Annotated in this window: 12 protein-coding genes; 6 read left to right on the forward strand and 6 right to left on the reverse strand. The window is 46.2% G+C overall.

From position 1 onward, the window contains the following. Nucleotides 1-147: 147 nt before the first annotated feature. The gene (locus tag CRO23_RS24545; protein ID WP_060452229.1) at nucleotides 148-363 is read left to right on the forward strand and encodes a hypothetical protein; all 216 of its coding nucleotides are present in this window, start codon (nucleotides 148-150) and stop codon (nucleotides 361-363) included. Nucleotides 364-753: 390 nt separating this feature from the next. Then, the gene (locus CRO23_RS24550; protein ID WP_097103364.1) at nucleotides 754-1,482 is read left to right on the forward strand and encodes a tyrosine-type recombinase/integrase; all 729 of its coding nucleotides are present in this window, start codon (nucleotides 754-756) and stop codon (nucleotides 1,480-1,482) included. An 84-nt stretch (nucleotides 1,483-1,566) separates the two neighbouring features. On the opposite strand, the gene yjeJ is transcribed toward CRO23_RS24550, so the two are convergent. Both yjeJ and CRO23_RS24565 read right to left on the reverse strand, forming a co-directional pair. Continuing rightward, nucleotides 1,567-2,424 (reverse strand): YjeJ family protein, encoded by an 858-nt coding sequence (gene yjeJ / locus CRO23_RS24555; protein ID WP_097103365.1) that lies wholly within the window; start codon nucleotides 2,422-2,424, stop codon nucleotides 1,567-1,569. 421 nt (nucleotides 2,425-2,845) lie between these two features. Further along, nucleotides 2,846-3,190, reverse strand: coding sequence for a hypothetical protein (locus CRO23_RS24565; protein WP_097103368.1), 345 nt, complete (start codon nucleotides 3,188-3,190; stop codon nucleotides 2,846-2,848). Between the two features lie 483 nt (nucleotides 3,191-3,673). Here CRO23_RS24565 and CRO23_RS24570 point away from each other — a divergent pair, with 483 nt between their 5' ends. The 4 genes from CRO23_RS24570 to CRO23_RS25025 all read left to right on the forward strand — a co-directional run bounded on the left by CRO23_RS24570 (nucleotide 3,674) and on the right by CRO23_RS25025 (nucleotide 6,704). Continuing rightward, complete coding sequence (locus tag CRO23_RS24570; RefSeq protein WP_097103370.1) at nucleotides 3,674-4,000, forward strand: hypothetical protein; 327 nt, start codon at nucleotides 3,674-3,676, stop codon at nucleotides 3,998-4,000. 85 nt (nucleotides 4,001-4,085) lie between these two features. Then, entirely contained in the window at nucleotides 4,086-4,895 is an 810-nt protein-coding gene (locus CRO23_RS24575) for a SprT-like domain-containing protein (RefSeq protein WP_097103371.1), read from the forward strand. A 671-nt stretch (nucleotides 4,896-5,566) separates the two neighbouring features. Continuing rightward, nucleotides 5,567-6,214 carry an AAA family ATPase gene (locus CRO23_RS24585; protein WP_158524131.1) on the forward strand — a complete coding sequence of 216 codons (648 nt, stop codon included), beginning with the start codon at nucleotides 5,567-5,569 and terminating at the stop codon, nucleotides 6,212-6,214. A 172-nt stretch (nucleotides 6,215-6,386) separates the two neighbouring features. Further along, nucleotides 6,387-6,704, forward strand: a complete 318-nt coding sequence (locus tag CRO23_RS25025; protein ID WP_141398642.1) for a hypothetical protein — start codon at nucleotides 6,387-6,389, stop codon at nucleotides 6,702-6,704. Between the two features lie 197 nt (nucleotides 6,705-6,901). Here the strand turns inward: CRO23_RS25025 and CRO23_RS24590 are convergent, their stop codons facing one another. From CRO23_RS24590 to CRO23_RS24605, 4 genes are all read right to left on the reverse strand, one after another. Continuing rightward, nucleotides 6,902-7,723 carry a HEPN domain-containing protein gene (locus CRO23_RS24590; RefSeq protein ID WP_097103372.1) on the reverse strand — a complete coding sequence of 274 codons (822 nt, stop codon included), beginning with the start codon at nucleotides 7,721-7,723 and terminating at the stop codon, nucleotides 6,902-6,904. 10 nt (nucleotides 7,724-7,733) lie between these two features. After that, on the reverse strand, nucleotides 7,734-8,099 hold the full coding sequence (locus CRO23_RS24595; protein WP_176519346.1) for a DUF2726 domain-containing protein: 366 nt from the start codon (nucleotides 8,097-8,099) through the stop codon (nucleotides 7,734-7,736). A 231-nt stretch (nucleotides 8,100-8,330) separates the two neighbouring features. Continuing rightward, entirely contained in the window at nucleotides 8,331-8,783 is a 453-nt protein-coding gene (locus tag CRO23_RS24600; RefSeq protein WP_060452201.1) for a hypothetical protein, read from the reverse strand. Between the two features lie 9 nt (nucleotides 8,784-8,792). Continuing rightward, nucleotides 8,793-9,731 carry a replication initiation protein gene (locus CRO23_RS24605; RefSeq protein ID WP_097103374.1) on the reverse strand — a complete coding sequence of 313 codons (939 nt, stop codon included), beginning with the start codon at nucleotides 9,729-9,731 and terminating at the stop codon, nucleotides 8,793-8,795. Nucleotides 9,732-10,043 lie beyond the last annotated feature (312 nt).

The following is a 10,043-nucleotide window of genomic DNA, read 5'->3' on the forward strand; positions in this document are numbered from 1 at the left end:
GTTTCAATTATATTGGTTGTTTCTATGATTATTATGAAAATGCTCGTCTCGAAGTTAAAGTGATTTTTACCCCGGCTATCTTCCTAGCACACACGTTAACTGTTAAGCTGCGGGCTTTACTGATAAGCCCACTAAGGGAATAAGACGATGAATGTTGGAAACGGTATTAACACGGTTGTATTTAATGGTGAAGTTAAGCACATCACCGATCTCGATGATATAACGCTATGTTCCGAATGGGAGAAGCTCATAAAAGAACGAAATAAACTGTATAAGATAAACCAACAGGCTAACAAAGGGTGGCGGGGCTTTATCCTTCGCCTGATTGGTGTCTCACTGCCCTCTCCGGGCGATCTCTTTTGATAGTGTCGCGCCAATTGGGCTTTACCGGCAAAGAGCCCAATCGCTCCCCTCCCCTGGCCTTACGCGTTATAATCCCTGTGGTATCAAGTGCCTGCACACCGCTGATACTGCCGGGCAACGGCGACGGGCGTCCCGTTCGCCCGGCTTCCCTCCTGGCTGTATTGGGTTTTTCTGGCGTATACCCGAAAACTCCCCAAATCCCATTCTGACCGATCACCGAATTTTTCCCATCGCCCTACTCCCGTCCTTCTGCCACAATTAACCCACACCAGCATCCGGCAATCGATTTTGATGACCGGGTGATGCAATAGTGACCAGATTGCGGAGATTGAAAAATTGAGTCTTCTACCCCCCGCCGTTTTGCAGAATTCGCGTAGCGCAATCACCCCGATGTGGGGATTTGATCACGCCGTTCGCTTACGCGAAGTGGCGATCGCCGCCGGTCTGGATCTGCCGCTCTATCTGCTCGCCCCGGAAGTGGCCGTTTTGCTTTCCTATCTTCCCGACATGCACCAGCGGCTTTTCTTCGAGACGTTGTGGAACACCGGCGCACGCCCGAACGAGGCCGCTGCGCTGACCCCGAACGATTTTTTCTTTCACGATCAGCTGATGCCCTTTGTTCGCTTGCGCACCCTCAAGCAGCGCCAGGCACCCCGGCGGCGTGTTGGCCGCCCTTCCCTGGAAAGCCAGAAAGAGGAAGAGAAGCTGCCACCGCTGCGCGCGGTGCCGCTGCCGGATGTGGCCTATGTCCGGCGGGTGCAGGAGTATATTGCGACGTTCAAGCTGATGACGCGGCGAGCAACGCCGATCTGGGGATTCAAGAGCAGTGAAACCCCGCGTAACTGGTTAAAGGCGGCTGTTGGCCGTGCTGAGCGTGACGGGGTAACGTTCTCGGTGCGCCCTATCGTGCCGAAGACGTTCCGGCACAGCTACGCGGTGCATCTGTTGCTGAACGGCGTTCACATCAAGAAAGTGCAGGCGCTGATGGGACATCAACGTATCGAGAGTACGGAAGTCTATACCAAGATATTTGCCCTGGATGTGACTCGCGACCTGGGGTTGATGTTCTCGATGCAGCCGGAAGACGCGATCGCGCTGATGAGTCACAAAGATATATAAGATATATCACCTTTATGATATATCGGATATATTTGTTATGAAATATATCCGATATGTACCTATAGCAATATATCAGAGATATGCTTAAGCGTTACCTGCGGAGGCATGACGAAGGTATAAGCGCGACAACACATCAAGCGCTGCGTCCAGCTCCATCGGTTGATCTGATGGATTGTGCAGGAGGTGGGTGTGAATGGTGTCAAATTTGTGTTGGTATGCGGCCAGGCGAGGGTGCGCGTCTGCGACGCGTTTAGCCATATCGAGCGTTTCCGGCGTCCCGCTTGGTATGGACGTCTTCACGATGGCCGCACATTTGACTTCCTGCCTGGTGCCGTTCTTGACGGTATACAAGATCGCCATGTGGTGCTTCAGTGCGCTCATCTGCCACGGATCTTGATTGTAAAATTCGTAGTCCAGCTCCCCGTTTGAGCCGTATTCCACCGAGTAAAGCCCCATGAAGTCCAGGTTTGAGATAGCGTGCGACATAAGTGCATCGCCGCCAGCGGCTTTGAGCGTATGCAGGATATAGCCGGTGAAGATTTCAATGGCGGCATCAGGAATAGCGAAGCTGACACGCTGGCCGTCTATGCGTGCGATATCCAGAGTGATAAACCCCTCTCCGGGTAACGTTGAAATCGACACTACCCCTTTCTGGGCGTCGGGTGTGCTAAGTTCCTCGTCGGTGAACGTCAGGGCCTGCTGGCGATACCGGGCTTGCTCCTGATCGGTTTCCTGGCTGGTCTGTGCCGTGTTAAAGGTGCCGCTTTCTTGCATCAAGCCCAGTTTGGTTTGCAGGGTAAACAACAGACCTTTAAGTTTCGGGAATGCAAAGTACAACACCTCATCCCTTCCATCTTCGAGACGCACTTTTGTTGCCAGTGCCAGGAATTGCCCTTCACTCTTGATAGCGCCAGTGATTAACCCAATCACTCTGTTTTCCATGCTCTTTTCCTTATCGGTTAACGTTGCCCAATGGTAGCACCTGGGGGGACAAAAATGCAGCAACTGTTAAGATAAGCAAAAGATATATGCGATATATCAATATATCAGATATATGCCATATATATTGATGTGTGCGCGTTGTTATTGCCGATGTTTTTTTGTACATTCAGGCTTCGTGTGTTTTTAACGAACTGAGGAACCTATGGATAATATTTTTGCGAGAATCGCCCTGTATTCCATCTATGGATGGCTTTTCTTTATCTCCCTGTTTTCATCTTATCCCGATAAGTGGGTAGGGGTTGGGATCTCATTGCTGTTCTTGTTCTTGAGCCATCTAGCAACAAAGGCGAAGCCAGCCCCTTCAAGCAAGGCAGTGCTTGATTGACTATATATCAGATATATCAATATATCTGATATGAATCTAAAAGGGGAGTTCATGCTGATGAACAAAATCCCCTTCCTTCTCGTGAAGTACCCGCATGTAGTGCTGCTGGGAAAGAAACGTCAGCCCTTCCATGACTGTGACCGGTTTTTCGAGCTCAAACCAGAACAGCTCAGGCCATACCCGCCCCATCCAGAACAGGCCATCGAGGCGTTGAAAGAAAATTAAAGTACCGGGTTCTATACGTTCCAGAAACGCGCCCAGGTAGACAACCTGGATCATCTCATCGCAGTGCCGGAAAAAGTTGATGCCGGTCGTTTGAAAAGGGTTGTAGCCGTCTTTCATGATAATGATAACCACTGTATGCATGTACAGCTTAATCATAGCACAAGCTCATAAAGACAGAACAACCTTAGAGATGAGACATATCCGACATATATCGGATATATCCCTGAATTGCGATCGGTGTACCCAAAATAACAAAACCCACCTTGAGGTGGGTTTCGCCAGAGAGTTCTCTGGTATTCAGAATCGCCTTTACCGGACTTGGCCTGACCAACGGAAGCTGGTAGCGGGATGACAGGGTAAATCTGTCTGCTTCATCCAGCTGAGTAAGCTCAGCTCCATTAGAATAACGCAAATCAAAATGTAGTCAAATGGGATAGGTCAGAGGGCATTACATAATGAAATGCCCCTTTAAAGCTATCAAATCAACTCGCTGCAGCGCCTCGATGCACACAATAATGATAGTAAATCAACACCCAACCCAGGGCGAAAGCTTCAATAATGATAGCAAGGTGTATTGTACAATACATTAATGTGTGCCATTATCTGTTTTGTACATTACAAATCCAAAAGGAACGCAACATGAACCTAGATAACCGCCTTCGTATCGAGAGAGAAATTGCTAATGCAGCTGTTAACGGTCTGCTGCGAGCTGGGTATGAGATCAGCGTTTTTGATGGCGAGGAAGTGGTTAATTCACCAGTAAATGATGCTGAACTCATTATTGCCGATATGTTTTCTACTGACATTGATCGGTTGGAGGTTTACCGCGCTGGTGACTACGAACGCCGCGTCGGGTGGGTGCTCTTTGTTTATGGTAATGACGGTTGGGATGTAATCTGTGACTACACGACAAACTTGGAGCCTGCCTTGAGGGAAGCTGATTTGCTTGCAGAAAAGTATATGTAAAAGCCATAAAAAAGCCCTGTTGACACAGGGCTTTAGTGGGGTTATTGCAAAATTAAGATAACTGGCTCCAGCGAGGAAAAATCTGATGACGAAACGGGCGACAGAACGCGCCTATGCGGAGCTGCAACAGGCGTATGACTTCTACAATCAGCGCTTGTTCGGCGGCCAGCTGCCGGATTGCCTCATCACGTTCCAGCGAGGGAAGAACACGATGGGCTATTTCAGCCGTAACCGGTTTGTGTCACCGGCGGACGGTACACAGATAGATGAGATTGCCCTCAACCCTGAGTATTTCCCGGTCTACCCGCTGATCGAGGTCATGCAAACGTTAGTGCATGAGCAGTGCCATATGTGGCAGTTCCATTTTGGCAATCCGTCGAGAAAGGGTTATCACAATGCGCAGTGGGCGGCAAAAATGGAACTGGTCGGCCTTATGCCATCATCAACCGGCCAGCCTGGGGGGAATAAAGTCGGGCAATCGATGAACGACTACCCTATCCCCGGCGGCCGCTTCATGAAAGAAACGCTTGAGCTGTTTCGCTCCGGTTTTGCGCTCAGCTGGTTTGATCGGTTCCCGGTTAAGGTCGAACAGCCCAAAGACCTAACGCCGATTATTGAGCAGTGGCGAGAAACGTTGGCGCAGGCTGTTCAAGATCACCCCGTTGCAGACGGACAAGACGGGGTTGAGCGTCTCTTGACGTTGGCGTTAGTGCCGTCAGTGCAGAGTAATGATGAAGAGGATGGGGGCGAGGTCGCGGGTGTCGTTCTGCAACCCAAGCCAAAGACGCGACACAAGCACGTTTGCCCGGAATGTGGGGCGGCGGCTTGGGGCAAGCCTGGGCTAAACCTCTTGTGCGGCGATTGTAATATCGCATTCATCGACGTCGATCGGTAGATTTGCTATCAAAAGTGGCGGCGCCGGCGCGATGGCCAACGGAATAATGACGGCAATATCGCAACCCGGAACCAGGCGCCGACCGCCAGAATACTATCAAAGGATATTAAGATGGGTACATTAACGATCAGGACACAGCCAGAGCATGATACAGCCCTAGAGGCAGTTGGGAAGCGGCTAGGAGAGAAAACCGCTTCGCAGACACTGCTCAAGTCATTGATGACGTATGAGCGCCACAGTGACGAGATTGAGCGTCTTAGGCGTGAGCTAAGTGCTATGAAATGGGAGCGCGACGAGTTACGGCGAAAGATAGATGACTACAAACGAGCCCATAGCAGCCTGATGGAACTATAAGTGATAGTAGGGGGCAATGCCCCCTTATCTACAATCTATTTTAGTTACATCATTCATGACTATTTTACCATCACCACCTAACCCCCTCTAATGCCATCAATTTCGCCAGCCTACCAGAAACAAGGGGCTAAACCTCATTTGCTGCCAGCACCCGATCGCAAACCGGGTTTCCGCGCATCGTAAGTGAAGTGCCAGCCCACACTCTAGTGAATATATTGAATATATATTATTGATAATATATCTGACATATTACTGTTGACATATATCTGATAAATGCTAATCTGCATATGTCGAATATATTACTAACGAGTGAGGTCATGATGATTGTTCTGATTGGTAGTCACAAAGGCGGCGTAGGGAAATCAACAAAAGCGGCCAATATTGCCGTAGCGGTTCGTCATATGACGAAGAAAACCATCGCTATGGTGGGCTCCGATAAGCTGGGATGTTTGAAAAGCTGGTATGCACGTCGCCAGGACGCCGGTTTGCCATCCTTTACGTTCGTTGAAGCCTACGGCGATCTGCGTAAAGAGCTCACAGAGCTGAACAAGCGCTACGATATCGTCCTGGTTGATACCGCCGGTCACGATAGCCAGGAATTCCGCTCAGCGCTCACAGTGAGCGATATTTTACTCTCGCCGGTAAAGCCGTCCTCGCAATCGGAGATCGACTCTATCGCAGCCCTCACGGAAACCGTCAGAACGGCGCAGGAAAAGCACAACCCTTCTCTGAAAGCGCACCTGGTCTTTAACCGTTGTTCAACGCGCAGCGGGAATACTGACGCCACCGATTTAGCTAATATGCTTAAGAGCGATGAGTATTGGTTACAGCCGACAAAACAGCGCATCGGCGAGCGTACCGTGTACGTCAAAACCTTTAACGCAGGGCAGGGCGTACATGAAGCAAAAGACGGCCAAGCTAAGGGTGAGATTGAATTACTGTGCCATGAAGTCGGGATATTTTGATATTGAGAAAGGATGATAAATGCTCGCTATCATATCGGTGATCACAGCAGTTGCGTACGCGGTACTCGCGTTACTGAAATTCAGTGATGGAGTGATGCTTACCGGTTACATGTACACTCTCATAAGTCTTATTTTTTTATGTTTATTTGTCAAAAGTAAATAGGTGTTAATTATGTCAACAAAACCAAAAGTACAATTACCAATGCGTAAGCCTGCCTCAGAATCCGAGGCAGTAGATAAGAATGAGCAGGTAACATCGTTTATCAGAGAAGGGGATAAGCGCCCTGAGACGCGTAAGAAAGTTAAACCTACGCTGTTTACTTTGACCGAAGAAGAAAAGGATTTCGTAGAAAACACCGCCAAGAGAACCGGTGCGACAAAAACCAACGTTATTCGTGCTGCGTTAAAAACCTTGGCTAAATTAGATGATAACGACCTGCTAATGCTGCTAGGCGAAATTAGTTTGCGAAGCCCAGGGCGTTGGAACTGACAGAGAAAAAGGGGGGGGTACATGGACTTAGTAAACCACATAATCGAAATTCTTCAAAAAACATCATGGCCTGAAATGCTGTTTTATGCAGCATACATCACTTTGTATCTTGTCTTTGCTATCGTAATCATTGGGAAAGGAATACCAGCGATTTGTAAATGGATGCTTGGTAAGTAAAGCCCCGAAAGGGGCATTACTCAAAATGGCGGAATTTCTTTTAAACGTTGCTGTTCTATTTTCTGATGCCGTTCATCAACAGCTGATGTAATGTATTGACTGACACCAGTCAAAAATTCACTAACTAGTTTCACTGAGGAATTTACATCTGTTTCTGATAGAGACATTTTAACTCCATCTACAGATTTTCCATCACGATGAACTATGTCATGACGAAGTGATGTAAGTTTTATCACTTCACTAAGTTGGAGCCCTTTGGGTTTAGGAGCGTTTAACACTGCCTGGTAAGTATTTAACACTTTTGGAATATTGTGATAAAGCAACTCAGATAGATGGTTCATTACCCGCTTTTCGATGATATTACTTTCTTTAAGTACCTCTTTCAAAGAAACAGTAGAGTTCTGTAAATCCTTTACGTTGGTAACGGCATTTTCTAAAAATTCCCTGGATGACAAAACAACGGACTTAAGCATCTCACTGAGGCAAGATTCTAAAATAGTGACGCAGTAGGCCACTTGCATTTTCAAAAGCGCTTCATTCCCCTGGATGGAGTTTAAAGAGAGAACGGAGTTCAAGGAGCGTAAATATTGATTGTAAATGGTTAGATGTGGATTACGCTTCAACCATGCGATTTCTCGTTCTTGCTCTTGCTCCAGTTCAAATTGATACCAAGCTTCATCAGCTAGATGATCTTGAAGCTCTTGATACTGATACTCAGCCTCAAGATAATCGGCGGATAACTCATCGAGCTCATCGTCTTCATCAAGCCCCATGTAATCACGTATCCAATCATCTTTCCTTTCTTCCTGCATGTCGTCTAATTGACTCTTAACTAAACCCATAGCACCCTCATTAAAAAATATCGATTAAATAGGCTTCCGCAACACTCTCTACACAAAAATATTTTACTGATAACTGGTCAAAAACAGAAGTAAGGAATGTTTTCCGTTCTTCATTTGCAGCGCTATTACCTTGAAAATCAATAACTGCAACGGTATAATTTCTATTCAAATCATAAACAGCAAAATCCAGAGTATGACTCAGGATTTTCTTTACATCATCGTAAAACTTATCAGTTCCAGATTCAGCCGTTGGCTTTACAACTTCAGCGAGCTTAATCTTGCTGAAAATTACCGTTCCTGGGGGGCAAAGCTGCACCAGGTTAACATAGAATTCTTTCTCTGCATCAGTTAGTGGGTTGCGCTGTTGGTAATCCATCTTCATATCCTTTTGTTGCGTAGCAACTCCGAGAGCCACCGGCAGGGTTGGCAAAGTGGAAACGGTTGACGGAATGAAATGACGTCAAACGGGAACACTTTGCCTATCTTGCATCGTTCTTTAAACATGCACGTACAGAGCTAGCATCAAACCCCGTTCTTCCAGGGATAGAGGCCACGAACAGGCCACGGATTTGAACTAAATCAGCTGCATAAAAACTGAGAAATTCGCTCATGGTTCCTCACTGCTTACGCGTTGGCGATCGCTGGATTCTTTCGTATCGTTAACACGAAATAGCCGTAAAAATGGTTGATATCGAATCATCAAGATATTAAGCCCTAAACCCGATTGCGCGATGATAACGAGCCCTATGCAAAAGAGTAGCGTAAAATCGTTTCCCTTATAAAAATGATGCTCATAGGTTGTGTAGTAGAGGATCAGGCCAAGAACAACCGTCAGAAACGTGAGAACCTTTCTAAAAGAATACAGAAGGTTTATCACGAAGAGAACGACGGTTGTCATAGTAAAAGCGACGGCAAGGCGAGAGTAGAACCACGCAGAAGCAGCCCAGGAAAAGAGCGTATTTTTTGCTGCCGATCGTTTACGTTCGCTCCTGGCATGTTTAACGGCCGATTTAAACCGTTGCCGGTCTTGTCCTTGTGGGAACTGATAGATATTAGACATACATTCTCCTTAACCTCTAAACCCCGGCGGGATCTGAGTATCCGGTTCGGAAATCTCATTGATGTCACGTTTTGAATGTGGGCGACTAAGTTTTACTTCTTCTTTAGTTACAGCCTCTACCGCCTCATCCGAAAATTCATCCTCAGCTTCACTGTCTTTGCTGACGGAGTAAGTAAAACGGAGTTTAGATGCTTTCCGAGCCACTTTCTCTATCACTTCATATTTTAGTTGTTGGATCTCAGTCATCTTGTTAATCATGTCTACATTTTTCTTTATAAAGTCACGATTAAATATTTTAAACTCAGGATATGAGTACACTTTCTCCCCATCAATCACTTTATAAAGATTCATCTCATCTTTCAGTTCATCAACGGATATGTCAAAATAGTTTATCTTACCAGCGCTAATATTTTTTCTTATCAATTGGTAAAGGGCGCTTGCGTTCGACTCCGTTAATCTAACTGTTGATAGAAGCACTTGAGTAGTATAGTTATCCTTTAACCTACAGATATAAGGTTCCACATGACGAGAGAAACTAAGCTCTATGGTTGATTCACTGTCTGCATAATCACAATATTCAGTCAAATTTAAAGAGCGTATAGTATCAACCGGAGATTTTTTCCCTTTTTTTGGTAGCAAGGGATCACCAGCTCTCGCGAAAGGCTCCAAAAGCTGACTTTTAGGAATGCTGATTATACTAGTCTGAAGTTCATTAGCACCTTCTTTTAGTTGCTTATAAGCCACAGAGATATCTACATCAGCAACAAGAGAATATTCTTTTGCCGATATACGAAATGTTTGGCCTTGCTCCAACATTTTTTTTGAATCAAGCTGAGCAATCGCCATAAAAAGAATTCGTCGAGCAGATAAAGGCAACATAGAAAATGTTGTGTTTATTTCATTACGGTGCCGAATTTTAGTCTTTGGTGTTACGTTAGCTAATTTCATGACAACAAACTCCTGCTTGATCATCCGTTAGCTAAAACACTACATCAGAAGTGAGAATGTGTAAAGTTAAATTCTCACCCAAAGGTGAACTATCAAACTTACATGAGTTCACCTTTCATGCGGTATAGGGTGAGCTGATAAGCAGTCTAACGGCATACCGGCTCACCTTTCAGCTTATTCCTTTGACTGGACGCGGCATAGCGGCTCACCTTTATGAAAAAACATTATAAATCAAGTCAATAGTTAATATGACACTTTGATATATATGCAAATCTAGCACACTTAAATGTCCCCCCTCTCTGTCAGACGGCA

It is taken from the genome of Serratia sp. JKS296 (genome assembly GCF_900215445.1).
GTDB classification, from domain to species: Bacteria; Pseudomonadota; Gammaproteobacteria; order Enterobacterales; family Enterobacteriaceae; genus Serratia; species Serratia marcescens.

Bases quoted from the DNA above. Each gene is read 5' to 3' on its own strand.
- CRO23_RS24545 (WP_060452229.1), top strand. From the start codon at position 148: ATGAATGTTGGAAACGGTATTAACACGGTTGTATTTAATGGTGAAGTT.
- CRO23_RS24550 (WP_097103364.1), top strand. From the start codon at position 754: ATGTGGGGATTTGATCACGCCGTTCGCTTACGCGAAGTGGCGATCGCC.
- yjeJ (WP_097103365.1), bottom strand. From the start codon at position 2,424: ATGGAAAACAGAGTGATTGGGTTAATCACTGGCGCTATCAAGAGTGAA.
- CRO23_RS24565 (WP_097103368.1), bottom strand. From the start codon at position 3,190: ATGATTAAGCTGTACATGCATACAGTGGTTATCATTATCATGAAAGAC.
- CRO23_RS24570 (WP_097103370.1), top strand. From the start codon at position 3,674: ATGAACCTAGATAACCGCCTTCGTATCGAGAGAGAAATTGCTAATGCA.
- CRO23_RS24575 (WP_097103371.1), top strand. From the start codon at position 4,086: ATGACGAAACGGGCGACAGAACGCGCCTATGCGGAGCTGCAACAGGCG.
- CRO23_RS24585 (WP_158524131.1), top strand. From the start codon at position 5,567: ATGATGATTGTTCTGATTGGTAGTCACAAAGGCGGCGTAGGGAAATCA.
- CRO23_RS25025 (WP_141398642.1), top strand. From the start codon at position 6,387: ATGTCAACAAAACCAAAAGTACAATTACCAATGCGTAAGCCTGCCTCA.
- CRO23_RS24590 (WP_097103372.1), bottom strand. From the start codon at position 7,723: ATGGGTTTAGTTAAGAGTCAATTAGACGACATGCAGGAAGAAAGGAAA.
- CRO23_RS24595 (WP_176519346.1), bottom strand. From the start codon at position 8,099: ATGGATTACCAACAGCGCAACCCACTAACTGATGCAGAGAAAGAATTC.
- CRO23_RS24600 (WP_060452201.1), bottom strand. From the start codon at position 8,783: ATGTCTAATATCTATCAGTTCCCACAAGGACAAGACCGGCAACGGTTT.
- CRO23_RS24605 (WP_097103374.1), bottom strand. From the start codon at position 9,731: ATGAAATTAGCTAACGTAACACCAAAGACTAAAATTCGGCACCGTAAT.